The sequence below is a fragment of the Citrobacter sp. Cpo109 genome, assembly GCF_030332565.1.
GTDB lineage: Bacteria > Pseudomonadota > Gammaproteobacteria > Enterobacterales > Enterobacteriaceae > Citrobacter > Citrobacter portucalensis.
Genome location: NZ_JAOWHQ010000059.1, coordinates 50,576 through 76,344, shown reverse-complemented (window position 1 = coordinate 76,344; position 25,769 = coordinate 50,576). Strand labels below are relative to the sequence as shown.

Sequence of the window (25,769 nt, the reverse complement as noted above, 5' to 3'; positions counted from 1 at the left end):
AGACTCCATAAATTAAAATCCGTTGTGCCAGAGCGCCTTGCCCGGCCTACACATCTAATTCTCGTTACTGCACGCTTATCCGTAACGCAGCGGCTGTGGCAAACGGGCTTAACGTGGCGCTGCCGACCAGCAACGCCCCCAGAATTGCCATGTACCCTTCAACCGGTAAGTGCATAGAAGCCGCATCCATCGCGGCGGTTGCAAAAATCAGTAAGGGTATGGTGAGCGGGAGCACCAGCACGCTTAACAACACGCCGCCGCGCTTTAAGCCCACCGTCAACCCCACACCCGGCGCACCGAGGAAGCCCAGCGTCGGCGTGCCGAGTAACAACGTCAGCGCCATAATTTTCCAGCCGTACATATCCATGCCCAGCAGCAGCGCCACCAACGGCGAGAGGATCAACAGTGGCAGGCCGGTCACGACCCAGTGCGCCATCACTTTCGCCAGCACCACGGCCGGTAGCGGTAACGGCAGCAGCATCAGTTGCTCAAGGCTGCCGTCCTGCAGATCATCACGAAACAGGCGTTCCAGCGCCAGCAATGATGCCAGCAGCGCCGCAACCCAAATGATGCCCGGCGCAATGCGCGCCAGTAGCTGCGGCTCCGGCCCAATGCTCAGGGGGAACAGCGTAATAACAATCAGGAAGAACCATAAAGGATTGGCGATTTCCGCACTATGACGAAACGCAACTCGCAGTTCTAAACGGAAGATTCGCCACATCATTGCGTTACCCTCTCGCTGGTCAGCGCAATACGTCGCACTTTATCGGTTTCGACATTGAGCGGTTGGTGGGTGGTGAGAATAACAATACCACCCTGCTCTGTATGCTGCGCCATACGCTGAGTCAGTCGTTCAACGCCGTTCACATCAATGGCGGTAAAGGGTTCATCGAGGATCCACAGCCGGGCGCGGGTCAGCCACAAACGGGCCAGCGCCACACGCCGCTGTTGTCCGGCGGAGAGCTGGTTCACCGGGATATCTTCATATCCGGCAAGTCCCGCCTGCGCCAGCGCAGCCAGACACTGTGCAATGTCGCCGTCATGATGGAAGAAACGCAGGTTCTCCAACGCCGAAAGCCGGGTTTTTATCCCCGGCTGATGTCCGATCCACAGCAGTTGCTGATGGTAGTTGTCCCGCACGTGATGCAGCGGCTGCTCTTGCCAGCAAACCTCCCCTGCATCGGGACGCGCCAGCCCGGTAAGCAACCGCAGCAGAGTAGTTTTCCCTGCGCCGTTGCTGCCGGTAATTTGTACCCATTCCCCTGCGTTGACGCGAAATGACAGATTGCTGAACAGTATTCTGTCATCCCGCTCGCAAAGTAATTCTCTGGCTTCAAGCATACCTGGTTATCTACATCCTGTTAAAAGCCCGGTTTGACTTCGCGCATATCAGGCAGTTTGTGCGCTATCCCTTTATGACAGTCAATACAGGTTTGCCCGTCTTTCACGGCCTGGTCGTGCATTTTGGCCGCAACGCCTTTCTGGGCGGTTAAATCCATAAACTCGAAGTTGTGACAGTTTCGGCACTCTTGCGAATTATTATCTTTCATACGCCGCCACTCATTTTGCGCCATCGTCAGACGATGATCTTCAAATTTCTGCGGTGTATCTATCAGCCCCAGTGCTTTCGCGTACAGCTCTTTACTGGCCTTGATCTTACGAATCATTTTCGGGCCCCACTCATGCGGGACGTGGCAATCAGGGCAAGTCGCTCGCACACCACTGCGGTTGTTGTAGTGTACGGTTTCCATGTATTCCTGGTATACCGTATTGCGCATTTCGTGACAGCTAATGCAGAACTCTTCTGTATTGGCCTTTTCCATACCGGTATTAAAGCCGCCCCAGAAAATAATGCCGCCCACAAAGCCGATTAACAACAGCGTGCCGAGCGCCAGACGGCTGGGGCGACGCCACCATTGCCAGACGCGCTTAATCCAGCCTGGTTTACGGTTAGAATTTTCCATAATGACCTCTTATTTCCCGTAACCTTTCGAGGGGGTGAAGGTATTTTCAACAATCGGCGCGGCGTCAGCCTGCGGAACGTGACATTGCAGGCAGAAATAACGACGCGGCGCAACTTCAGCCAATACCTTACCGTCGCTGTCCATAAAGTGCGTCGGACTGATTCGCGGCGCACCGGTAGTGCGATAGCTTTCCACACCGTGGCATTGCAGGCAGCGGTTAGTGTTAGTCGTCACCTGATACCCTTCAACGCTATGCGGAACCATCGGCGGCTGATTCACATAGTTCAGCGGCATGCGCTCTTGCTCTTTCGGCATGCGAATCGCCCCTTCCTGTGTTCCTGAGACTTCCGGTGACTGGCTCAGATCCACTCCATTTGCAGCCCAAACGGCCCCACTGACGACCAGGGCAAGCAGGGCCGTCCATTGACACAGCGTCTTAATCAGGTCATGGCTTTTCATGATTTCGCTCCCGAACTCCATCGTGTTGTTATTGTAAAAACATCCTCAGAACAGACATCCACGCAACGACCGCAGGCCATGCAATCGCGGCTGGTTACCTGCACCGGACTTTGCTCATCCAGCACCGGCGCACGTAGCACATGCGGTTCCGGGCAAACATGAAAACAATCCATACAGCGGTTACATCTGTTACGTTCTTTTGCCGAAACGGTTAATGCCCCTTTGCTTCCCACCACGCTATACAGCGCACCCAGTGGGCAAAGATGCCCGCACCAGCCATGCTCAACGACCAGTAAATCAAATAAAAACAGCGCGAGGATCAGCAGCGCTCCGCTACCGAATCCCATTACCAGGCTCCGTCCAAGCAGAGAGACTGGATTTATCCACTCCCACAACAGCGTACCGGTCAGGGCGGAACCGACCAGGATAACCACCAGCAGGACGTACCGTATATGGCGCGGCAGGGTTGCGGACTGATTCAGGTCAAACCTTCTGCGCAACCAACTGGCTAAATCGGTAACCGGGTTCATGGGACAAACCCAACTGCAAAACAGTCGCTTACCGGCCAGGGCATACAGCACCGTGATGATAGCCGCCCCCGTTAACGCCACCGTCGCCGGCAGATGCCCGCTGGCCAGGCTTTGCAGAGTAATCAGCGGATCGGTGAACGGGATAGCGTCCAGCAACAGGCTGCTACTGTAGTTGCCATGCAGGATCCACACGCCAAGCCATGGGCCGCTGAGGAACATCGCCAGTATCAGAAATTGACTCAAACGACGCAGCAGCAGCCAGCGATGACTCTTCCACCATCCTTTTTTTGCCTGCGCTTCACGCCCGGCATCACGTTTACGATTTGCCATTGTTCCCCTCCAGCCAACCGAAGCGGTAATGGTGTCCTAACTCCCCTTTCGCCAGCGACAGCGGCAGCACTTTTATTGCTGGCTGTTCCAGTACGCAGACTTTTTCGCATTTCCCACAGCCGGTACAGGCATCGCTGTGCACGGTCGGAATAAACCGCGCATGCTTGCCGGTACGCATGTTGCGGTCCAGCTCCAGGGTGATCGCCTCATCGATTTTCGGGCACTCGCGATAGCAAACGTCGCAGCGTAATCCCTGATAGTTGAGACAGTTTTCGTGATCCAGCAGTACCGCCAGCCCCATACGCGAATCGTCAATGGATTCAATTTCCCTGTCCAACGCGCCGCTCGGGCAGACTTTGGCACACGGAATGTCCTCACACATTTCGCAGGGAATATCACGGGCGACAAAATACGGCGTACCGGCCGCCAGCCCGGAGGCCAACGTTGCCAGTTTCAGCGTGTCATACGGACACGCCTGAACGCACTGACCGCAACGTACGCAGGCGCTGGCGAATGCCTCCTCGCTCAGTGCACCTGGCGGGCGCAACCGCACGCCGGTTGCGCGTGCGGTTTGTTGTTGCAACCCCAGCGCCACGCCAACGACGGCCAGCCCGCCCGCTGCGCGAACCATATCGCGCAGAAAGCGGCGGCGGCCATTTTGGGGTTTTGCTGACCGGGACATAACGCGTTACACCTTCGCCAGTTTCACGGCGCACTTCTTGAAATCCGTCTCTTTGGAGAGCGGATCCGTCGCATCCAGCGTCAGGTTGTTCACCAGCTGTGCGGCGTCGAAGAACGGCATGTACACCAGCCCCTGCGGCGGACGGTTACGACCGCGTGTTTCAACAATCGAAATCACTTCACCACGACGGGAAACCACTTTGACCTTATCGCCACGGCGCAGATCGCGTGCTTTTGCATCCAGCGGGTGGATAAACAGCACGGCTTCCGGGAAAGCACGGTGTAGTTCAGGCACACGACGCGTCATACTGCCGGTATGCCAGTGTTCCAGCACACGTCCGGTAGACAGCCACAGGTCATATTCTTTATCCGGCGCTTCAGCAGCAGGCTCAAATGGCAGCGCGAAGATAACCGCTTTACCGTCCGGTTTTCCGTAGAACTTGTAGCTTTCACCTGCTTTCACGTAAGGGTCGTTGCCTTCGCTGTAGCGCCACTGGGTCTCTTTACCCTCAACGACCGGCCAGCGTAAACCGCGCGCTTTGTGGTAATCGTCAAATGGCGCAAGGTCGTGCCCGTGGCCGCGGCCAAACCAGGCGTACTCTTCGAACAACCCTTTTTGCAGGTAAAAGCCCAGCTCGCGGGATTCATCGTTCAGTTGATCCTCAGCCAGTTCAGTCACTGGGAATTTCGTTACTGCTGGCGTAGCAAACAGTACGTCATACAGCGTTTTGCCACGCAGTTCCGGTTTTTGTGCCAGCAGCTCTTCCGGCCACACTTCTTCTGTTTTGAAGCGACGAGAAAATTGCACCAGTTGCCACAGATCCGATTTCGATTCGCCCGGCGCTTTAATTTGCTGACGCCAGAACTGCGTACGGCGTTCAGCGTTCCCGTAGGCGCCTTCTTTCTCTACCCACATCGCGGTCGGCAGGATCAGGTCAGCCGACAGGGCGCTGATCGTCGGGTACGGATCGGAGACGATGATGAAGTTACGCGGATCGCGCCAGCCCGGCATACGCTCTTCGTTGATGTTCGGACCGGCCTGCATGTTGTTAGTACACATCGCCCAGTAGACATTGAGCTTGCCATCTTTCAGCGCGCGGTCTTGCGCCACGGCGTGCAGACCAACTTTTGCCGGAATGGTCCCTGACGGAATATTCCAGTGCTTCTCACAGATATCGCGGTGTTTTTCGTTCGTTACCACCATGTCCGCAGGCAGACGGTGGGAGAACGTACCGACTTCACGCGCGGTGCCGCACGCTGAAGGCTGGCCGGTCAGAGAGAACGGGCCGCAGCCTGGCTGGGAGATTTTGCCAGTCAGCAAGTGCAGGTTATAGACCAGGTTGTTGGCCCACACGCCGCGGGTGTGCTGGTTAAAGCCCATCGTCCAGTAGGAGATGACTTTTTTCTTCGGATCGGCATACAGCTGCGCCAGCTGTTCCAGCTGATCTTTCGGCACACCGGTCATTTCGGCGGTTTTATCCAGCGTGTACTCAGCAACGAAGGCTTTGTAATCCTCAAAGCTCATCGGTTCAGAAGCATCGGATCCCGGGTTTTTCGCCGCTTTTTCCAGCGGATGGGTTGGACGCAGACCGTAGCCGATGTCCGTCACGCCTTTACGCAGGTTAACGTGCTTGCTAAAGAAATCCTGGTTAATCGCATTGTTTTGAATGATGTAGTTCGCGATGTAGTTGAGGATCACCAGATCGGTTTGCGGTGTGAAGACCATACCGTTATCCGCCAGCTCAAAGCTGCGGTGCTGGAAGGTGGAGAGAACCGCGACGTTAACATTAGGATCGGACAGACGACGGTTGGTGATGCGCGACCACAGGATCGGGTGCATCTCCGCCATATTCGCGCCCCACAAGACGAAGGCATCCGCATGTTCGATATCGTCATAGCAGCCCATCGGTTCATCCATACCGAAGGTACGCATAAAACCGACTACCGCTGAGGCCATGCAGTGACGTGCGTTCGGGTCGATGTTATTGGAACGGAAACCCGCTTTAAACAATTTGGCAGCGGCATAACCTTCCCAAATCGTCCACTGGCCAGAGCCGAACATACCGATAGACTCAGGGCCTTTCTCTTTCATCGACGTTTTGAATTTCTCTTCCATCACGTCAAAGGCCTGGTCCCAGCTAATCGGGGTGAACTCGCCTTCTTTGTGATACTTGCCGTCTTTCATGCGCAGCATCGGCTGCGTTAAACGGTCTTTTCCGTACATGATTTTCGGCAGGAAGTAACCTTTGATGCAGTTGAGCCCACGGTTAACCGGCGCATCCGGATCGCCCTGGCATGCCACAACACGCCCTTGCTGCGTTCCGACCAATACGCCACAGCCCGTCCCGCAAAAACGGCACGGGGCTTTGTCCCATTTAATGGCTTCTTGCTGACCGACTACCGCGCGGGCAACGCCCGGCACGCTTAACCCGGCAGCCGCCGCAGCGGCCGCAACGGCGTTAGCTTTCATAAAGCTACGACGACTGAGTTTCATGGTGTTTCCTCACCTTGCTCATCCTGCTGGTGATAAACCAGCGACACCGCCAGTACGCCCGCAACGTTGCGTACTGACTCAATTGTTTTCATTAGCGTTTCACTTTGCTCAGCTTCCACCACCACAATCAACTGACCACTTTCCACATCGCTGAGTGCAACTTCGCAACCGGGAAAGGAACGCAACTGCGTGGCGATATCGTTGATATGCTGGCTTTTGGCCTGAACGACCAGGCTGCAGACCTGCCAGTTATTGTCCATGGTTGTACTCCGCGTTAATGGCTGATACCGGGCAGATAGCGACACAGGCGCCACATCCGTTACAGTCCTGATTGTCGAGCTGCGGCTGATAAATGCCGGACAGCGTGGGACGAAAGGTTATTGCCATGGGCTCACAGCTATCCTGACAGCGGTGACATTCAACTGACTGATGTGCGAGACAGTTTTCCCCAATCGTAAAATTCAGATCCCATGCCCTGGTGTGGCGCGGAAGAAAAAGTGATTCGGGACAGGCTTCTGCGCAGGCATAGCAAAAGCTGCACTCGCCGTGTTTGAAATTTACGCTCGGGTAACCACCCTGGCCTCGCTGCAGGATGTCGGTTTCGCACGCCTGGATGCAGACGTCACAACGGAGGCAATGAGCCAGAAAGTGAGAGTCTTCCTTGCTCCACGGCGGACGGATCCCTGCGCTGGCGTTTCGCCAACTGCCTGTCAACATACCTCGACGGGATAAATCAACCATGACATTGTCCTTCCATAATGACGCCCTCCCTCGGCGGGTTGAACGACATAAAAAACTGCACTATTTATGAGTAGTTATTTTTAGCCGTAAGATATTTCAGGATGTGTTAGAGGTGCATACCCCAATTGGGGTAAATGCTGTTGCCGGATCAAAGGAGTGTTGAGTTGGCGGGAAAAAATGCGCTTTTGCTCACATTTCAATGAGTTATATAACCATGTATATAACGAATTATTCAAAAAGACAAAGATCTCGATATTAGGATAATTCCTGGAATATATCGCTACCTTGATAGTAAACCTCTATCTAATACACTTTAAATATAAGCAAATCCAGATTAATAGATTATCCAAATATGTTAACCTGCTACAGACTCGTTCATAAGACAGAAGAAAGGAAACACTGTGAACAATAAGATGAAGACAATTGTCCCTGCCGTACTTTTCGCCGCCTTTGCCAGCACCTCTGCATGGGCTGCCAGTAACGAAACCGCCGCTCAGCCGCTGGAAAAAGTCGCCCCTTATCCCAAGGCGGAAAAGGGTATGAAGCGCCAGGTTATCCAGCTTACCCCTGAGAAAGATGAATCTACTCTGAAAGTAGAACTGCTGATCGGACAAACGCTGGAAGTTGACTGTAACCAACACCGCCTGGGCGGAGAACTGGACAGCAAAACGCTGGAAGGTTGGGGATATGACTACTATGTCTTTGACAAAGTTACGTCTCCGGTTTCAACCATGATGGCCTGCCCGGACGGTAAGAAAGAGAAGAAATTCATTACTGCGCATCTGGGTGATGACGGCATGTTGCGTTACAACAGCAAGCTGCCGATTGTGGTCTATACCCCGGAAAACGTGGACGTTAAATACCGTATCTGGAAAGCGGAAGACAAAATTCAGGACGCAGTCGCGCGCTAAGTGAGAATGTGCCGGATGGCGGCGTACCGCCTTATCCGGCCTACAGACGCATGAACCATGCCGGATAAGCGCAGCAGCGCCATCCGGCATTTTATTTTACAGCGCGATATCCGCGACGGCTTTCTGTTCAGGCTGCGGTTGTGCCTGAGGTTTCAGCTGTGGTTTCGGCGCTTCATCAGCAACCTGCGGCTTGTCATATTTCAGACCCAGAACCTCACTGGTGTACTGCAGCTCTTGTTCCGTAGCCTCAACGTTACCGTTCAGCTTAGTACCATAAGACGGAATAATGGTTTTCAGCTTCGCCTGCCACTCGGGGCTGGCTACTTTATCTTTAAACACTTTTTCCATCAGATGCAGCATAATCGGTGCCGCGGTTGATGCGCCCGGAGAAGCTCCCAGCAGCGCAGCAATCGTGCCTTCTTTATCGCTGACGACTTCAGTGCCCAGACGCAGCACGCCGCCCTTCTCCGCATCGCTTTTGATGATCTGCACACGCTGGCCGGCCTGCCATAAACGCCAGTCTTCTTTTTTCGCCTGCGGATAGTACTCTTGCAGCGCAGCAAAACGGTCGTCGTCGCTGAGCATCACCTGGCTCACCAGATATTTCACCAGATCGAAGTTATCCAGACCCACGTTGACCATCGGCATAAAGTTTGAGGTGGTGGTCGAGCTGAGCAGATCCCACAATGAACCGTTTTTCAGGAACTTGGTGGAGAATGTCGCGAATGGCCCAAACAGCACAACGCGCTTGCCATCAAGGATACGGGTATCGATATGCGGTACGGACATCGGCGGCGCGCCAACGGAGGCCTGGCCGTACACTTTCGCCAGGTGGCGATTGACCACATCCGGGTTTTCTGCAACCAGGAACTGCCCGCCAACCGGGAATCCGGCATAGCCTTTCGCTTCCGGAATGTCGGTTTCCTGCAACAGCTTCAGCGCAGCGCCACCGGCACCGATAAAGACAAACTTCGCCTTGATATCATGTTCCGCTTCGTTATTTTTCAGATCGGCGACTGTGACAGTCCAGCTATTGTCGGCATTACGCTTAAAGCCACGAACTTCAGTGCTCAACTGCAGTGCAAAGTTGGGCTTTTTCTGCAATGAGGTAATCAGTTGGCGGGTGATTTCGCCGTAGTTCACGTCAGTACCAATCTCGGTACGCGTTGCTGCGACTTTCTGCTGCGGATCGCGACCTTCCATGACCAGCGGCGCCCACTCTTTGATCTGCGCGTGGTCTTCGGAATAGCGCATACCACGGAACAGCGTGCTCTGCTGCAGTGCGGTGTAACGGGCACGCAGGAAGTTCACGTTCTCGTCACCCCAGACAAAACTCATGTGCGGAACGGTGGTGATAAACGAGCGTGGTTCATGCATTACGCCATTATTGACCTGATAGGCCCAAAACTGGCGGGAAATCTGGAAGGCTTCGTTAATTTCGACTGCCTTTTCAATGCTGATGCTACCGTCGGCCTTTTTAGGCGTGTAGTTCAGCTCCATCAGTGCGGAGTGGCCGGTTCCGGCGTTATTCCAGCCGTTTGAGCTTTCCTGCGCTACACCATCCAGTCGCTCAACCATAGTCATTGACCATTGCGGCTCCAGCTCCTGTAAATAGGTTCCCAGCGTGGCGCTCATGATGCCGCCGCCAATCAACAGTACATCCGTTTCCTGCTCTTCCGCCGCTTTCGCTTTTGCCGCCATCGAGACAACATTCAGCCCAACGGCCATGGTGAAGAGCATGGCAGTCACTTTTTTCATAATGTTAATGCCTTACTTTTAGTATCGCTTTTTTGCTTTTAATGCAGGTGAAAATCGAGCGGCACCAACGGTAACACTTAAGTAAAAATAATTAAATAAAGTTTATAAATTATATTTAATTTTTAAAAATGTTATTAATACGTTGATAGTTTATGCGGTTATTGACAATCATTTCTGGAAACCGGTCCATCTGACGGGTACTATGCTGCGCTTTGCTATTCACCGCACGGATGCCTGTCGGTCTGCTGTATCAGGCCATTTTTGACCTGAGTGTAACTATGTCTGCAACTCAACATTCTTCTGCCGCAGTCGCTGAACACGCGACCCGTGCCGTGCTCCGCCAACCCCGTCTGCTGGTTCGCGAAACGCTGGCCGGTGTGGTAACCGCCCTGGCGCTGATCCCGGAAGTGATCTCGTTTTCCGTGATCGCAGGCGTTGATCCTAAAGTCAGTCTGATCGCCTCCGTCGTACTGTGCCTGGCGATGTCTTTTTTAGGCGGTCGTCCCGCAATGGTTACCGCCGCTGCAGGATCGGTCGCGCTGGTGATTGGTCCGATGGTGCATCAACACGGCGTGCAATACATCCTGCCTGCAGTGGTGCTGGCCGGGATGATTCAGATCCTGTTTGGTGTATTGGGAATGGCACGTCTGATGCGATTCATCCCTACGGCCGTGATGACCGGCTTTGTTAACGCGCTGGGTATATTGATTTTCTTTGCCCAGGTCCCGCATTTCTGGGGCAAAAGCCTGCTCATCTGGGGGCTGTTTGTCCTGACGCTGCTGATTGTGCTGTGGGTTCCGCGGTTTATTAAAGCAATTCCCGCACCGCTTATCGCCATCGTGCTGCTAACCGTGTTCACTGTCACCAGCGGGCAACTGTTACCGACCGTCGGTGATGAAGGTTCAATGAGCGGCGGCCTGCCGGGTTTCACCGAGTTGTTGGTTCCGCTCAACCTGCAAACGCTGGCGATTATCTGGCCCTGCGCGCTGAGTATCGCTTTTGTTGGTTTGATGGAGTCGCTGTTAACCGCCCGTCTGGTGGATGACCTGACGATGACGCCGTCGAATAAGAATCGCGAGAGTGCCGGGCTGGGGATAGCCAATATTCTGGCCGGATTTTATGGCGGCATCGCCGGGTGCGCGATGATTGGTCAAACCATCGTTAACGTCGAGATGGGCAAAGGACGCAGCCGCGTCTCGACGGTTGCCGCCGGACTGGTATTGCTCCTGTTAGTCACTGGGTTAAGCGAAGTGATGGCAGAAATACCCATGTCGGTGCTGGCGGGAATTATGGTGATTGTGGCGGTAAAAACCTTCAGCTGGCACAGCATCCAACCCGCCACGCTGACGAAACTCCCCGTCACTGAAACGCTGGTGATGCTGGTGACCGTCGCTGCCACGGTCTCAACCGGCAACCTGGCGATTGGCGTGGTTGCCGGGGTGATGACGATGCTCATTCTGCCGCGTATCGTCAGACGCAAACGGGCGACTACATCAGAAACAGCGTTGCCAGACCGAGAAAAATAAAGAAACCACCAGTATCAGTGATAGCGGTTATCATGACGCTCGAGCCGACCGCCGGGTCGCGCCCGAGCTTCACCATCGTCATCGGAATGATAACCCCCATCAACGCCGCCATCAGTAGATTGAGCATCATCGCCAGAGTCATCACACCACCGAGCGCCATATCATCGTACAGCCACCAGGTAATGCCGCCCATAATCCCGCCCCACACGAGGCCATTGATTAGCGCCACGCCCATCTCGCGCAGGATGAGAAACGTCAGGTTCCCCGGCTGAATATTTTGCAGCGCCAGCGCGCGGACGATCATAGTGATAGTTTGATTCCCGGTATTGCCGCCGATACCCGCCACAATCGGCATCAACGAGGCCAGCGCCACCAGTTGCGAAATCGTATGTTCAAAACCGTCGATCACCCGCGAGGCGATAAAGGCGGTACAGAGGTTAACGGCCAACCACGCCCAGCGGGTTTTTACCGCTTTGGTAACAGGCGCAAAAACGTCCTCTTCGGCGCTTAAGCCCCCCATTCGACGCAGATCGGTGTCGGTTTCTTCATAGACCACATCGACGATCTCATCGATGGTTAAACGGCCCATCAGTTTACCGGAAGGGTCAACCACCGCGGCACTAACCAGGTTGTCGCGTTCGAAGGTACGCGCAGCGTTTTCGGCGATATCTTCAGGAGAAAAGGTGAGCGGGTCATTTTCCATCACCTCGCTGACTTTTCGCTGCACATCATTGAGCAAAATGCAGGTTAGCGTCAGTTCGCCAACCAGCACTTTATTGCGATCGGTCACGAAAAGTTTATCGGTGTTCTCCGGCATTTTCCCCAGCCGCCGCAGGTAGCGTTGCACCACTTCCAGCGTCACGTCCGGACGCACGGTGATGACCTCGAACTCCATGATCGCGCCGACGCTATTCTTCTCATAGTGCAGCACCTGGCGGACGCGCGTCCTCTCCTCTGCCGGTAACGTCGCCAGCAGACGACCGGTAAGGTTACGAGGCAAATGTTGAACAAGGTAAATCTGTTCATCAATATCGAGGTATTGCAGCGCATCCAGCAGCTCGCGGTCGCTCATCTCATCGATCAGGTCGTCCCAGACGTTTTCAGACGCCTCAAGCAAGACGTTACCGCGCTTTTCATTTTCGACCAGTCGCCACAGGGCGTGGCGCTCTTCTGAGGGCAAAGCTTCGAGGGTATCGGCAAGGTCAGGCGGTGGCAGGTGAGCCACCAGCGCCCCTACCTCAGCAATATCGTCGGCTAACGTACCGACGTCATATTGCTCAGCCAGGGTAAGCTTGCCCAACAGCGTTGAAATAATGGCTTTATCAGTGGTCAGCAGCCAGATGAGGCGCGCACGCTCTTCATCACGCAGTCTGGCGCTGTTTTTGTTTATTACGGACATTAATCATAAATCCATGATATGAAATATCATTAATCATGATGCCGATTTATGTAAATAACAATAAACAGTGCCGCCGGGTGGCTAAAAAACCGGCGGCACGAAGGTTCAGGCTGTGCGAGCCACCGCGTCGCGCGAGGCGGCGTCACGTTCATCGCCCAACAGTTCACTCAACTGTCCGTTACGCATTTCCAGCAGACGATCGGCGTGAATAAAATAGTGATCGTCGTGGCTGATGGCGAAAATGGTTTTCCCCATTTCCTGCATCAAAGGCAATAGCACCTGATAGAACTCCCGGCGGAAATGGGGATCCTGATCGGCAGCCCATTCATCCAGCAGAATGATGTCGCGCTCCTCCGCCAGGGCCAGTAGCAGCGCCACGCGTTTCTTCTGCCCTTTCGACAGCTTCAGATTGAGGATACGACCATCGCTCAGCTCCAGCTTATGACCCATCTTCAGATGTTCCAGCCACTTCGCGACCAGCTGCGGATTAGCCTCTTTACCTTCCGGCCCCAGCAGTTTGTCGAACAGCCAGACGTCGGTAAACACGGCAGAGAATAGCTTGCGGTAGTCTTCCGGTTTTTCAACGGCAACGGCCTTACCATCAAGCAATATTTCGCCTGACTGCGGCTGGTATAGACCGGTCAGTAACATCGCCAGCGTAGATTTCCCGCTACCGTTGCCGCCAATCAAGAAGATCAGTTCACCGCGATGAATCGTCAGATTCACCGGCCCTACGGAAAACGCATTATCCTGATAGTGGAAAACCACGTTGCGCAGCTCCAGCGTTTGCCAGTTGGGAAACGCGGTTGGGCGTGGGAATTCGGCCTTAAAAGGTGCCAGTGCGAATTTATTCAGTTTGTTGAACGCCACCTGCGCGGTAAGCAGCGTCGGCAGCGCGCCAACGGCAGAGAGCAGCGGCGTTCGCAGGAATAACAGCGTCAGAGAATAGGTCGCTGCCACGGCGGTATCAGCCCATCCCAGACTGTTAGCCATCCAGAACACCAGGCCAATGGCACCCAGCATCATAATGTTCGACCAGTTAACCGCGCTCAGGTGGAAGGTATCGGCACGGATAATATGGTGGCGATACTCTTTGGCATCCGGGACGTACATCTGATTAAAGATATGCTCGGCGCGCTCGCGGTTAAGCGTCAGCTCTTTGCGCCCTTCCAGCACCGTCTGATAATCGTTGTACAACTTGTCTTCAGTTTCGCGCAAGGTGGCCATGTGTTTATACACCCGCGCCACCAGCACAAATCCGCCCCAGATGGTGATTGCCATCCAGATTGCCGTTACCAGCAGCATTTTGGTCGACAGCATCGCCAGATACGCCGCCGATCCGATGGTCAGGATAATCCCCTGTACCAGTTCAGGCAGACGAACAAAGGCGATGGTGATGTTGCGGATATCACTGGTTAAACCGGCCAGCAACGAGGCGCTGCCAAGCTGTTCAATACGCTCGACGTGAGTATCCAGAATTCGTTTGATAAATTCGCTACGCAGGCGGTAGACAAAGTGGTGACCCAGCGTGGTCAACGCCAGCTGAGAACCGAGGGTGACAACCATCAACAACAGCAGCAGGCCAAGAAACTCCGGTAGCACCATCAGCGTGGTGTCGACCGTTTCGATCAAGCGCTGGTTGATAAACGCAATCAGCCCAATCCCCAACGCGGCGCTGGCGAGGCTGAGCGCCATCACGCTGATAAATGGCCAGCGATACTGCCGCCAGACAAGAAGTAAAAGTTCCATGCACACAACCCGGACAAGTAATAACAGCCCGCAGTTTAAACATCTCTTCGCTGACAGCAATAATAATTCTTATTTTTATTCTTTTTTACCCGCCAGACGAAACGTCAGGTTGTAACGACAGTCTCCGGTTAATGGGTGATACCCTGTTTTAAGCGGCTGGATCCCATGATAAAACAGCCGCGAATTACCGCCCCACACCACGACATCGCCGTGTTCCAGCAGTAAACGCTTTAAAGGGTCATTACGGCGCAAGCCGCCAAATTGAAAGATGGCTGGTAGCCCCAGCGATACAGAGACAATCGGCGCCCGCAGGTCGGGCTCGTCTTTATCCTGATGTAAGGACAGTTTTGCCCCTGGCGTGTAGCGGTTAATCAGGCAGGCATCGGGTTGAAAATCAGCATAGCCCGCCGCCGTCGCCGCCTGTTGGCACAGATCAGCGAACGCATCCGGCAGTGGCGGCCAGTGCGTGCCGGTGAGTGGATCAAACGGAGAATAAAGATAGCCATGCTGATCCGTCGTCCAGCCCAGATGGCCGCAGTTGGTCATCGCCACCGACATTGTATAGCCGCCGGGCGTCACCATCTGGCGAAACGGCGACTGTCTGGCGACAGCCGCTATCGCCTGCAGTAAAGAGGGCGCAGAGTCAAAAGCGAAACGTCGCAGAATAACCGCACCTGACGCCAGCGGCTCCTGCCAGGGTTTCGCATCCGCAAAGAGATCGAGCATTATGTTTCCTCGCCAGTAGTTTCCCGTTGCAGTAACTGCGCCTTGCGCGCAATACCCCATCGGTAGCCCGAAAGTGCGCCATCGCCACGGATCACCCGGTGACACGGAATAACAATCGCCAGTTTGTTGGCCCCACAGGCACTGGCCACCGCGCGCACCGCCTTCGGTTTGCCGATGGCGCTGGCCAGCTGTTGGTAGCTCACTGTTTCGCCGCACGGAATTGTGCGCAGCGCCTGCCACACCTGCTGCTGAAATGCGGTGCCCCGGATATCCAGGGGTAGCGATAGCGACGCGTCACGCGAATTGATCGCGACGATCACTTCGCGCACGCGCTGCTGAAAATTGGCCTCTGCAGGAACATCCTGCGCAGCGGGAAACAGCGCATGAAGATCCGCAACCAACGTAGCGTCATCATCGCCAAGCAAGATCGCGCAGATACCCCGCTCGCTTTCCGCCACCAGACAACGGCCCAGAGCGCAATCTGCGAGGGTATAGCGTACAGAAACGTTGTCGCCACCTTTACGAAATTGCTTTGCCGTCATGCCTAATGCTTGATCGGCTTTGCGGTAGTAGCTGCTGCTGTCGGGGAATCCGGCATTGAGAATCGCCTGTGTAACCGGAACACCTTTCGCCAGGGCATCACGCAGACGGCGAGCACGCCATGATTGTTGCCACACTTTCGGGGTCATGCCCGTCGTGGCTTTGAACAGACGATGCAAGTGATACGGGCTCATTGCCACCTGCTGTGCCAGCTCGTCCAACGTAAGAGGTGACTCTTGCTCCAACAACTGACAGGCGCGGGCAATTTTATCCAGCCGATGCTGTTGCGCGCTGTCTTTATCCGGCTGGCAGCGCTTACAGGGGCGAAACCCGGCATCCTGTGCCTGCTGGGCATCGGCGAAAAAACGGACATTTTTGCGCAGCGCATGTTTTGCCCGACAGGACGGACGGCAGAAAATACCGGTAGTCTGGACGGCAAAAACAAACTGACCATCGGCGTCAACGTCGCGATCCACAACGGACTGCCAACGGTCATCGTCAGTGATGCGTAAACGATTTTTCATTTCGGACTCCTTTGTTAAGCATAGCGCTTAGCCTCAGTGTGTCCCCATCGTCGGGCATAAAAACCCGCAATCTTGCTTTTTAATTATTTTCGCTGACCAGAAAACTATTAAACTGCGGCGACATCCAGGTTTTAAACCCCTCACCCTCTTTCACAATCATATAGACCGCCAGCCCTTCACGACGCACGACTTCTTTGGCCTTTTCCGGGCCGAGCACCATCAATCCTGTATCCCAGCCATCGGCTTCCAGCGCCGTTGGCGCAATCACCGTTACGGATACCAGATTATGTTCGATCGGGCGACCGGTTTGCGGGTCGATAACATGGGAAAGGCGCTTACCGTCCAGCTCATAATAGTTCCGGTAGCTGCCGGAGGTGCTAATGCCATGCCCATTAATGTCGACAATCGCCTGCACCGCGTTTTCACGATCGGTGGGTTTCTGGATTGCCACTCGCCACGGATGCCCTTCAGCATTCATTCCCCTGCTGTTCAGCGCACCACCAACGGAAACCAGATAACGGGCGATCCCCTCTTGCTCCATCAATCGAGCCAGATGATCGGCGGCGTATCCTTCGCCAACGGTTGAGAGATCAACATACAGATCCGGCAAGTCTTTTTGCAGGTAGTTCTGATGCGCTTCATTCACGACTTTCAGATGAGAAAGCCCGGTTTGCGCTTTTGCAGCGTCAATTTGCCCCTGGGTGGGAATATGCAACGGCTGCTGATCCGGGCCAAAGCCCCACAGGTTGACTAACGGCCCCACGGTGATATCCATGGCCCCATCGGTTTTTGCACCAATGCGTAGCGCCGAAGTCACGATATCCGCCATAGCGTCATTAACCGGCCACGGCGACAGACTTTTCGACAGGTTAAAGCGCATTAACGCAGAATCGTTTTTATAGGTGGAGAGCAGTTGATCATCGGCATCAAGCTGAGTCTGGATCTTAGCCTGCAGTTCCCTTGCACGTTTGGCATCTACGCCTACCATACTGACCCGCCAGAAAGTGCCCATCGTTTTACCTTCCAGAACCGTGGCAGGAATTGTGGTCTGAGCAGGTTTCGAGGCCTCATCGCACCCGACAAAAAAGATGGTCACAGCCAGCAGTGCTGCGCGATAAAAATTCATTTCCATACGTAATTATCCTCATGCGAACGGGCGCAAGAGTACACCAAAAATCGTTGTTTGTACGGCGGAAAAACGACATTAAAAAAGGCCCCGCAGGGCCTTTTAACGACATGAGCGCAGATTAGAACTGGTAAACCAGACCCAGCGCTACGATGTCATCGGTAGCAATGCCAGCATCACGGGTGAAGTTGTTGTCATCCAGCAGGTTGATTTTGTAATCAACATAGGTAGACATATTTTTGTTGAAGTAGTAGGTTGCGCCAACATCAACATATTTCACGATATCCTGGTCACCGTAGTTGGTGAAACCATTGCTGATGTCTTTACCTTTTGACTGCAGGTAAGCGACGGATGGACGCAGACCGAAATCGAACTGGTACTGTGCCACAACTTCAAAATTCTGTGCTTTATCCGCGAAGCCATATGCAGCAGTCGGGTTGCTACCATTAGAGGTACCGAAACGGGTTGCGTTATAGGACTGGGAGTACTGTGCTGCCAGGTAAACGTTGTTAGCATCGTATTTCAGACCACCGGTATAAACCGTTGCACGGTCACCGCTACCGTACACGCCAACAGCATTCTGATCAGCAGTACGTTTAGACGTCGTGATAGCACCACCGACACCAAAGCCAGCGCCGATATCATAGGTCACAGATCCGCCGTAACCGTCGCCATTCTGGGTCAGCAGGCTACGACCACCTACGTTTTCACCGCTTACGCTGCCGTTTTTACCCTGGTACTGCAGGGCAAAGTTCAGGCCATCAACCAATCCGAAGAAGTCAGTGTTACGGTAGGTCGCATAACCGTTACCACGCTGCTGCATGAAGTTATCAGCACCGTAGGTGTCGCCGCCGAACTCCGGCAGAACGTCGGTCCAGGACGTTACATCATATGTCACGCCATAGTTACGACCGTAGTCGAAAGAACCTGCATCAGCGAATTTAAGACCCGCGAATGCCACACGCGTCCAGGCGTCGTTGCTCGCTTCACTCTGGTTACCCTGAATCTGGTATTCCCACTGGCCGTAACCGGTCAGTTGGTCGTTAACCTGAGTTTCGCCTTTGAAGCCGATACGCATGTAAGTCTTGTCACCATCATCACCTTTGTTGTCGGAGAAATAGTGCAGACCGTCGACTTTACCGTACAGATCTAATTTGTTGCCGTCTTTGTTATAAATTTCAGCCGCATTCGCTGCGCCTGCTACCAGCAGTGCTGGTACCAGGAGGGACAGTACTTTAACTTTCATGTTATTAACCCTCTGTTATATGCCTTTATTGCTTTTTTATGCCACTGCATACTGATTAAGGTCATTAACCAGTCGGCAACTTCATTCTCCGCAAAAACACAGAATAATCCAACACGAATATGATACTAAAACTTTTAAGGTGTTTCATTTATCGGTATAGATGTTTCAAAATATTAATATGAGGGAACTTTTTTAAAATCAAAAAACAGACAAAATAAGCACAAATAATCAAGAATCATTTTAATGATCTTTAAAATCAATGCATTACACAAAAAAATCTTATAGCACTGAATGACAAAACAAAATCTTCACTCGCAACTAAAATAGACCCGCTATCATCATTAACTTTATTTATTACCGTCATTCATTTATGAATGTCTGTTTACCCCTATTTCAGCCGAATGCTCTGCGTTCGGTTTTTTTTTACCCTTTTTTACACAAAACTTACCTTTCCGTGCTACCGATGAAAAACTATAACGACTATTAACTATCTCGGGCGTCACGATCAGATATAAGTTTGATAAATAATTTCTTGTTATTTAATGCTAAATGTATACATTCCGTACAAATATTTGTACCCGCCTTTATCTTCTGTACACCTTTGCATCGTAATGGCTGCAACAAAATCAGGCGCAAAGAATGCAGGCCAGGCGGCGTGGTGTAAGTGTGGTAATTCATACATTACCCTTTATACTGCCCTTTCATCTTTCGCGTCGTTTAACAGGTCATAAACACGAATGAGTCAGTCTGACACAACGGTTTCCACCCGATTCTCCCTGTTGCCAGGAAGTATTACCCGTTTCTTCTTATTACTGATCGTTGTGCTGTTGGTGATGATGGGTGTTATGGTCCAGAGCGCCGTCAACACCTGGTTAAAAGATAAGAGCTATCAGATTGTTGATATTACCCATGCCATTCATAAAAGGGTCGATACCTGGCGATACGTGACCTGGCAAATCTATGACAATATTGCCGCCTCAACCAGTTCGCCGGGTGCAGAAGGGCTGCAGGAAACACGTCTGAAACAAGACGTCTATTATCTTGAGAAGCCGCGCAGAAAGACTGAGGCGCTGATTTTCGGCTCGCATGACAGTTCTACATTGGAAATGACCCAGCGCATTTCAACGTATCTGGACACGTTGTGGGGCGCGGAGAATGTCCCATGGTCAATGTATTACCTGAATGGCCAGGACAACAGCCTGATCCTAATCTCAACGTTACCGCTGAAAGATCTGACCTCTGGTTTTAAAGAATCGACGATTGGGAATATTGTCGATTCCCGGCGCGCTGAGATGCTGCAACAGGCTAATGCGCTAGATGAACGTGAAAGCTTCTCTTCACTGCGCCGTCTGGCCTGGCAGAACGGGCATTACTTCACGCTACGCACGACCTTTAATCAGCCAGGACATCTGGCAACGGTTGTCGCCTTTGACCTGCCGATTAACGACTTGATCCCGCCCGGTATGCCGCTGGACAGTTTCCATCTGGAACCTGATGCCACCTCAACGACCGAGCACCTGAATGAAAAAGAGTCGCCTGACAGCGTCAGCATTAATTTCAACAACAGTAAAATTGAGATCTCTTCGGCGCTAAACTCAACGGATATGCGGCTGGTGTGGCAGGTTCCGTTTGGCTCATTGCTACTCGACACATTGCAAAGCATTCTGCTACCGCTTTTGCTGAACATTGCGTTACTGGCTCTGGCGCTGTTTGGCTATACCACCTTTCGCCACCTCCCTGCCCGTTCCACCCAGGTGGCGCCAAATCTTGCGGCAAATAATGAGTTGCGTGTTCTGCGCGCAATCAATGAAGAGATTGTTTCCCTTCTGCCGCTGGGATTACTGGTACACGATCAGGAAGCAAACCGCACGGTTATCAGCAATAAAATTGCCGACCACCTGCTGCCGCATTTAAATCTGCAAAATATTACCAATATGGCAGAGCAGCATCAGGGAGTGATTCAGGCCACCATCAATAATGAACTGTATGAAATCAGACTGTTTCGCAGCCAGATCTCCCCGAGAACGCAGATCTTTATCATTCGTGACCAGGACCGCGAGGTGCTGGTCAATAAGAAGCTGAAACAAGCGCAGCGGCTGTATGAGAAAAACCAGCAGGCCCGCGCGGCCTTTATGCAGAATATTGGCAACGCGCTGAAAGACCCCGCGAAAACGCTGGCTGCTAATGCCGCCGCGCTCAATACACCAGACAGCCTGAAACTGGCCAATCAGGCCGACGTTCTGGTGCGGATGGTGGATGAAATCCAGCTAGCCAACCTGCTGGAGAACGATGCCTGGAAAGGTGAATCCACACTGTTTTCCGTGCAGGCATTAATTGACGACGTGGTTCCGGAAGTTCTGCCGGCCATTAAGCGTAAAGGGCTGCAGCTACTGATTAAAAATCACCTAAGCGCCCATGACGAACGCCGTGGCGATCGCGATGCCTTGCGCCGTATTTTGCTGCTGTTGATCCAATATGCGGTAACCACCACGCAGATAGGTAAAATCACGCTGGAAGTCGACCAGGATGAGTCAGAGGCTGAACGCCTGACCTTCCGCATTCTGGATACCGGGGAAGGCGTCACATTAAATGAAGTTGATAATCTCCATTTCCCATTCATTAATGACACGCAGGGCGATCGGTATGGCAAAGCCAACCCGCTGACGTTCTGGCTGTGCGATCAGTTAGCCCGCAAGCTTGGCGGACACCTGAATATTAAAGCACGGGAAGAACTTGGAACACGTTACATCGTCCATGTTAAAATGCCGCTGCACGATCAACATGCTGATAGTGAAGAGCGCCTGTTGGATGACGTCTGCGTAATGGTTGATGTCACCTCAAATGACGTACGGAGCATTGTATTACGTCAACTGGAAAACTGGGGAGCAACCTGCATCACGCCCGATGAACGGTTGAATAGTCAAGAATATGATCTCTTTTTAACGGATAATCCGTCTAATCTTACTGCCTCGGGCTTGCTTTTAAGCGATGATGAGTCTGGCGTACGGAAAATTGGCCCCGGTCAGCTGCGCGTCAACTTTAATATGAGCAATGCTATGCAGGAAGCTGTCCTTGAGCTGATTGAAGAGCAGCTGGCACAAGAAGAGTTCCAGGAACTCCCCCTCGGCGGAGATGAAAACGCCGAACTTCATGCCAGTGGTTACTACGCACTCTTTGTAGACACAGTACCGGATGATGTTAAGAGGTTGTATACTGAGGCGGCTATCAGCGATTTCGCTGCATTAGCCCAAACGGCCCATCGCCTGAAAGGCGTGTTTGCCATGCTTAATCTGGTACCCGGCAAGCAGTTATGTGAAGCGCTGGAACATCTTATTCAAGAGAAAGATGCTCCAGGTATAGAAAAATACATCAGCGACATTGACGTTTACGTCAAGAGCTTGCTGTAGCAAGGTAGCCCAATACATGAACACTATGAACGTAATTATTGCCGATGACCACCCGATTGTACTGTTCGGTATTCGTAAATCACTTGAGCAAATCGAGTGGGTAAATGTTGTCGGCGAATTTGAAGACTCCACTGCACTGATCAACAATTTGCCTAAGTTGGATGCGCATGTGTTGATTACCGACCTCTCCATGCCGGGAGATAAATACGGTGATGGGATCACGTTAATTAAATATATCAAGCGTCATTTCCCGAGCCTGTCGATTATCGTTCTGACCATGAACAACAATCCGGCTATCCTGAGCGCGGTACTGGATCTCGATATTGAAGGGATCGTACTGAAGCAAGGTGCGCCAACCGACCTGCCAAAAGCACTGGCCGCGCTGCAGAAAGGTAAGAAATTTACCCCGGAAAGCGTGTCTCGTCTGCTGGAGAAAATCAGCGCCAGCGGCTATGGCGACAAACGTCTGTCACCGAAAGAGAGTGAAGTTCTGCGCTTGTTTGCCGAAGGTTTCCTGGTTACTGAGATCGCCAAAAAGCTCAACCGCAGCATTAAAACCATCAGTAGCCAGAAAAAATCGGCAATGATGAAGCTCGGTGTGGAAAACGATATCGCACTGCTGAATTACCTCTCCTCCGTGACGCTGAGTCCGTCAGACAAAGAATAATTCTTTATCACGTCAAAATGCCTGATGGCGCTGCGTTTATCAGGCCTACGAACACACAGCATCGTGCACGTTTCGTAGGCCGGATAAGACTAACGCCGCCATCCGGCTCTTTTATTCCCTATCCCCGCGTTTTTCTCACTCTTTCCGCATAGACCGCCAGCGTTTGCTTCAATACGTCTAAGGTCACCGGCTTGGACAGACAGCTATCCATACCTGATTCCAGACAACGCTGCTTCTCTTCGGCAAGCGCGTTTGCCGTTACCCCCACAACAGGCAGCGTTAACCCTAGCTGGCGGATACGCTGCGTCAGGCGATAACCATCCATATTTGGCATGTTGACGTCACTCAGCACAATGTCGATATGGTTTTTGCTGAGTACATTGAGCGCATCCACACCGTCATTCGCCGTTTTACACTGATATCCCAACGATCCCAGCTGATCGGCCAGTAAGCGCCGGTTGATAGGGTGATCGTCAACAACCAGGATCATCATGTCATCGTTCGTCGCACCGGCTTTATCCGGGGCTGGCAGCGCCGTGGAGAGATCTTCACTCCCCAGCTCTACACTGTATATATGCGCCAACAGCGCAGGCAGTTCGTGCGGTGACGCCACGCTGTGTACCCATTCTCCAGGCTTTCTTTCCAGCGGAATGCCAATATGGCGGCGGCAGAAAATCACCGCAGCCCGTCCCTGCCACGCCTGTTCCAGCACATCGTCAGCCACCAGCAGGTCATCCGCATCGGGCTGTTGTCCCTCATATCTCAGCACCGTCATCCCGTTACGCGTCAGGCTGGATTCGAGAAAATGGTACAGTGACGCATTACGTACTGCCAGCCAGCAACGCGTGCCAGCCAATCCTTCAACACCCTTTTTCAGCGGATACTGTGCGCCATACAGCGGAATACGTAGCGTAAACTGACTCCCCATTCCCGGCTCGGAATCGACGGAAATATCCCCATCCATCATGCTGATCAGTTTTTCACAAATCGCCAAACCGAGTCCCGTTCCCTGGAAATTACGCTGTACGCCAGTCCCCACCTGGAAGAAAGGATCGAACAACCGAACCACCTCTTTGGCAGGGATCCCTACACCGGTATCACGCACTCGAATGCTCAGGTAGTCGCCGCTGCACTGCACGTGCAGCACAATACAACCGGTATCGGTAAACTTGATTGCGTTACTCAGCAGATTAGAAATCACCTGTTGTAAACGCATCGGATCGCCATTCAGCGCCACAGGCACATCCGGGTCGATAAAGCAGTACAACCCCAACTGCTTGCGGACCACCAGCGGCAAATAGTTAGCCGTAATATGGTTCATGACTTCACGCGGTGAAAACTCTCGCGGCTCAATCTTCAGCTGTTCAGATTCAATTTTTGAGAAGTCGAGAATATCGCTGATAATTTTCAGCAGCAGACTGGAAGAGTTATTCATCGCCGTTACCAGACGATCCACCCCACTCGGTAACTCTTTGGTTTGCAACAAATCAAGGTTACCGATAATGCCATATAGAGGTGTACGTAGCTCATGGCTCACCGTCGCAAGGAACATCGATTTGGACTGGCTGGCCTGTTCCGCCGCCTGCGCCATCTCCTGCAACGACTCTTCCATTTTAACGCGCGCACTGACATCAACCAGGACACAAATTGCCACGTTTTCATTGCGATAGCGCGAGTGCACAAAGCTGATTTGCAGATTGGTATTGTTGCTGGTCAGCACATCAACAAAATTGACCTGTTGGCCGCAAATAATTTGCGTTAACCGCTGACGGTCTTCATGCGTCAGCATGTTCAGATAGGTGTGCGCCAGTTCGTTACTCAGGATGTTAATGCCATCCATCGTGCGCAGAATACAAATACCCACCGGCGCAGAAGCTACGATTTTACGGTTAAACTGCTCATGTTCTTCCAGACGCTGAGCATCGCTTTCCGCTGGAATAAAAATGCGCCGTTCATACATGCGCGTGAGCATAAACAATGCCGCGCCGACCAGCACGTTCAACAAGATAGCGTTCAGGATCATCATGCGGATCCGCTCCAGCACCAGATCGACCGGTACGGAGTACACGATGCTCAGGGAGGACGGAGGCAGATTCTTCTTCAATACCAGCTCGCGGAAACCCGGTGTGTAACCAAACCAGGAGCGTTCCTGCATCCAGTGGGGCTCAGCCTTAATATTCCCTTCAGGGCCAGTGAGAGAAATTAGCGCATGCCCATTTTCGTCGAGGATGGTCACGCCCATCGGTAAACTGCCCGGCGTGAAGAAATTCTCCATGCGAATTGGCTGCTCTACGCCCAACAGCGCCTGGAGGCGATTGGCGAGGTAAACCGGCGTCAGCGCATAGAAATACCCTACTCCCGGACGTGGCCCCTGGCTGATCCAGAACAAGTTGTTGCCATTTTCGTCTTGCGTAGCATTACGATACTTAATAATGCGCTCATGCAGCGCCTTCAGGGCCTCGTCACGTTCAACGGGCATATCACGCAAACCGAAATTGGCCATACAGAGGTTGTCGCTGCCGATCAGGAACACTCGATTTAAATCATAGGCGGCGGAAAAGTTGTCGCGCCAGTAGCGCATAAACCATGCCAGTGATTCCAGAGAACCTCGCCAGGCGTTGCCCATGACAGAACAGTCGGAGTCGGCAAACAACGGCTCAAAATTAGGCACGACGGTTTTATCATCTCGCGCCCGCAGCGACATCACACCGTTTTCCGCCGTTAAGCGATTCTCGGCAATATATTTCAGCTCTTTAATGACATCAGATGTGCGCTGAATGTAGCGCTGGGCCTGATCGGAGCTGAGATTAAGCTCCTGATGGATCTCAGACTCTCGCTGGTGCAGCGCATTCACAATGTAGAACACGGAAGCAAACGCAATCAGACACCAGATAACGAGCGCCAACGCTCTGAACAGGTAGCGTGAGACTTTTAGGGTTGAATGAACGGAAGCAAGGTATTTCAAAGGGGCGAAGCTCCGCCTCAGGGCAT

Annotated in this window: 21 protein-coding genes; 4 read left to right on the top strand and 17 right to left on the bottom strand. The window is 52.8% G+C overall.

Annotated elements, in window-relative coordinates; genetic code table 11:
- Window positions 1–64: 64 nt before the first annotated feature.
- Genes ccmB through napF form a run of 9 tightly spaced genes read right to left on the bottom strand, consistent with a single transcriptional unit; the run spans window position 65 to window position 7,199 of the window.
- Window positions 65–724 (bottom strand): heme exporter protein CcmB, encoded by a 660-nt coding sequence (ccmB, locus tag OGY71_RS13550; RefSeq protein ID WP_003027542.1) that lies wholly within the window; start codon window positions 722–724, stop codon window positions 65–67.
- Complete coding sequence (ccmA, locus tag OGY71_RS13545; protein ID WP_003834625.1) at window positions 721–1,341, bottom strand: cytochrome c biogenesis heme-transporting ATPase CcmA; 621 nt, start codon at window positions 1,339–1,341, stop codon at window positions 721–723. The genes ccmB and ccmA overlap by 4 nt, the downstream gene beginning before the upstream one ends.
- Before the next feature lie 20 nt (window positions 1,342–1,361).
- A complete protein-coding gene (napC, locus tag OGY71_RS13540) occupies window positions 1,362–1,964 on the bottom strand; it encodes a cytochrome c-type protein NapC (RefSeq protein ID WP_003027548.1) in 603 nt (200 codons plus the stop codon).
- A gap of 9 nt (window positions 1,965–1,973) precedes the next feature.
- Window positions 1,974–2,423, bottom strand: coding sequence for a nitrate reductase cytochrome c-type subunit (gene napB, locus OGY71_RS13535; protein ID WP_003834627.1), 450 nt, complete (start codon window positions 2,421–2,423; stop codon window positions 1,974–1,976).
- Window positions 2,420–3,283, bottom strand: a complete 864-nt coding sequence (gene napH / locus OGY71_RS13530; RefSeq protein ID WP_003027552.1) for a quinol dehydrogenase ferredoxin subunit NapH — start codon at window positions 3,281–3,283, stop codon at window positions 2,420–2,422. Before napH ends, napB begins: the two co-directional genes overlap by 4 nt.
- Window positions 3,270–3,965, bottom strand: coding sequence for a ferredoxin-type protein NapG (gene napG / locus OGY71_RS13525; protein ID WP_003834629.1), 696 nt, complete (start codon window positions 3,963–3,965; stop codon window positions 3,270–3,272). The genes napH and napG overlap by 14 nt, the downstream gene beginning before the upstream one ends.
- Before the next feature lie 6 nt (window positions 3,966–3,971).
- Entirely contained in the window at window positions 3,972–6,458 is a 2,487-nt protein-coding gene (gene napA / locus OGY71_RS13520) for a nitrate reductase catalytic subunit NapA (protein ID WP_003834631.1), read from the bottom strand.
- Window positions 6,455–6,718, bottom strand: a complete 264-nt coding sequence (gene napD, locus OGY71_RS13515; protein WP_003027560.1) for a chaperone NapD — start codon at window positions 6,716–6,718, stop codon at window positions 6,455–6,457. The genes napA and napD overlap by 4 nt, the downstream gene beginning before the upstream one ends.
- A complete protein-coding gene (gene napF / locus OGY71_RS13510) occupies window positions 6,708–7,199 on the bottom strand; it encodes a ferredoxin-type protein NapF (RefSeq protein ID WP_003834634.1) in 492 nt (163 codons plus the stop codon). The genes napD and napF overlap by 11 nt, the downstream gene beginning before the upstream one ends.
- Window positions 7,200–7,612: 413 nt before the next feature.
- On the opposite strand from napF, the gene eco reads away from it, so the two are divergent.
- Window positions 7,613–8,110 carry a serine protease inhibitor ecotin gene (eco, locus tag OGY71_RS13505; protein ID WP_032934607.1) on the top strand — a complete coding sequence of 166 codons (498 nt, stop codon included), beginning with the start codon at window positions 7,613–7,615 and terminating at the stop codon, window positions 8,108–8,110.
- Window positions 8,111–8,206: 96 nt separating this feature from the next.
- On the opposite strand, the gene mqo is transcribed toward eco, so the two are convergent.
- On the bottom strand, window positions 8,207–9,868 hold the full coding sequence (mqo, locus tag OGY71_RS13500) for a malate dehydrogenase (quinone) (protein WP_003834639.1): 1,662 nt from the start codon (window positions 9,866–9,868) through the stop codon (window positions 8,207–8,209).
- A 278-nt stretch (window positions 9,869–10,146) separates the two neighbouring features.
- Between mqo and OGY71_RS13495 the strand changes: the two genes are divergently transcribed.
- Window positions 10,147–11,394 carry a SulP family inorganic anion transporter gene (locus OGY71_RS13495; RefSeq protein WP_191222346.1) on the top strand — a complete coding sequence of 416 codons (1,248 nt, stop codon included), beginning with the start codon at window positions 10,147–10,149 and terminating at the stop codon, window positions 11,392–11,394.
- On the opposite strand, the gene mgtE is transcribed toward OGY71_RS13495, so the two are convergent.
- The 6 genes from mgtE to OGY71_RS13465 form a co-directional block, all read right to left on the bottom strand.
- Entirely contained in the window at window positions 11,357–12,793 is a 1,437-nt protein-coding gene (mgtE, locus tag OGY71_RS13490; RefSeq protein WP_125112618.1) for a magnesium transporter, read from the bottom strand. The genes OGY71_RS13495 and mgtE overlap by 38 nt on opposite strands.
- A 105-nt stretch (window positions 12,794–12,898) precedes the next feature.
- Complete coding sequence (locus OGY71_RS13485) at window positions 12,899–14,542, bottom strand: multidrug ABC transporter permease/ATP-binding protein (protein ID WP_003834645.1); 1,644 nt, start codon at window positions 14,540–14,542, stop codon at window positions 12,899–12,901.
- A gap of 75 nt (window positions 14,543–14,617) precedes the next feature.
- Window positions 14,618–15,268, bottom strand: coding sequence for a DNA oxidative demethylase AlkB (gene alkB, locus OGY71_RS13480; RefSeq protein ID WP_003834647.1), 651 nt, complete (start codon window positions 15,266–15,268; stop codon window positions 14,618–14,620).
- The gene (gene ada, locus OGY71_RS13475; RefSeq protein ID WP_063940546.1) at window positions 15,268–16,332 is read right to left on the bottom strand and encodes a bifunctional DNA-binding transcriptional regulator/O6-methylguanine-DNA methyltransferase Ada; all 1,065 of its coding nucleotides are present in this window, start codon (window positions 16,330–16,332) and stop codon (window positions 15,268–15,270) included. The genes alkB and ada overlap by 1 nt, the downstream gene beginning before the upstream one ends.
- 79 nt (window positions 16,333–16,411) lie before the next feature.
- Window positions 16,412–17,464: an FAD:protein FMN transferase ApbE gene (gene apbE, locus OGY71_RS13470; protein ID WP_155848034.1), complete on the bottom strand. Its 1,053-nt coding sequence runs from the start codon at window positions 17,462–17,464 to the stop codon at window positions 16,412–16,414.
- 115 nt (window positions 17,465–17,579) lie between these two features.
- A complete protein-coding gene (locus tag OGY71_RS13465; protein ID WP_003834654.1) occupies window positions 17,580–18,704 on the bottom strand; it encodes a porin OmpC in 1,125 nt (374 codons plus the stop codon).
- Window positions 18,705–19,441: 737 nt separating this feature from the next.
- Between OGY71_RS13465 and rcsD the strand changes: the two genes are divergently transcribed.
- On the top strand, window positions 19,442–22,111 hold the full coding sequence (gene rcsD, locus OGY71_RS13460; protein WP_003834657.1) for a phosphotransferase RcsD: 2,670 nt from the start codon (window positions 19,442–19,444) through the stop codon (window positions 22,109–22,111).
- Window positions 22,112–22,127: 16 nt separating this feature from the next.
- Window positions 22,128–22,778: a response regulator transcription factor RcsB gene (rcsB, locus tag OGY71_RS13455; RefSeq protein WP_003027592.1), complete on the top strand. Its 651-nt coding sequence runs from the start codon at window positions 22,128–22,130 to the stop codon at window positions 22,776–22,778.
- A 118-nt stretch (window positions 22,779–22,896) separates the two neighbouring features.
- Here the strand turns inward: rcsB and rcsC are convergent, their stop codons facing one another.
- Entirely contained in the window at window positions 22,897–25,743 is a 2,847-nt protein-coding gene (gene rcsC / locus OGY71_RS13450) for a two-component system sensor histidine kinase RcsC (RefSeq protein WP_003834660.1), read from the bottom strand.
- Window positions 25,744–25,769 lie beyond the last annotated feature (26 nt).